Source organism: Mesorhizobium sp. M1E.F.Ca.ET.041.01.1.1, assembly GCF_003997355.1.
Taxonomy (GTDB): Bacteria; Pseudomonadota; Alphaproteobacteria; order Rhizobiales; family Rhizobiaceae; genus Mesorhizobium.
This window is the reverse complement of sequence record NZ_RZSL01001209.1, coordinates 1-580: the sequence shown is the minus strand read 5'-3', so window position 1 is coordinate 580 and position 580 is coordinate 1. Positions and strand designations below refer to the sequence as shown.

1 protein-coding gene is annotated in these 580 nt (G+C 61.7%); it reads right to left on the bottom strand.

Annotated features, from left to right (window positions below):
- Positions 1-129 precede the first annotated feature (129 nt).
- The coding region (locus tag EOA38_RS38400; protein WP_145966362.1) for an MFS transporter at positions 130-580 on the bottom strand (451 nt) is incomplete at its 5' end.

Genomic DNA, 580 nt, shown 5'->3' with positions numbered 1-580 from the left:
GGTACCATGAGGCGGCCATCGAGGAAGAAAACCAGCAGCGCAAGAGCTGACCAAGACTTTCCAGTTCGGCATGAAAAAGCCCGGCGCGATCACTCGCGCCGGGCTTTTCATTCCAGAAGGGTCGATCGGCTAGTCCTTGCCGTGCAGGTCGGTGCCGAGCGTATCCCTGACGAAGATCATGCCGATGACGAGCGACATCGCGGCGATCACCACGGGGTACCAGAGGCCGTAATAGATGTCGCCCTTGTAAGCGCTCAGCGCGAACACCGTTGCCGGCAGCAGGCCGCCGAACCAGCCGTTGCCGATATGGTAGGGCAGCGACATGCCGGTGTAGCGGATGCGGGTCGGGAACATCTCGACCAGAATAGCGGCGATCGGGCCGTAGACCATGGTCACGAACACCACCAGGATGAACAGGATACCGATCGTCATCGGCCAGTTGATGGCGGCCGGATCGGCGGTCATCGCGAAAGCACCGCCGCCCGGAATGTTGTAGACGGTGATCTCAGACGCGCCAGCTGCCTCGTCCTTGGTCAGCAGCTTGTCGGTGACCGCCTTGTCGGCCGGAACCGTCGTCTTC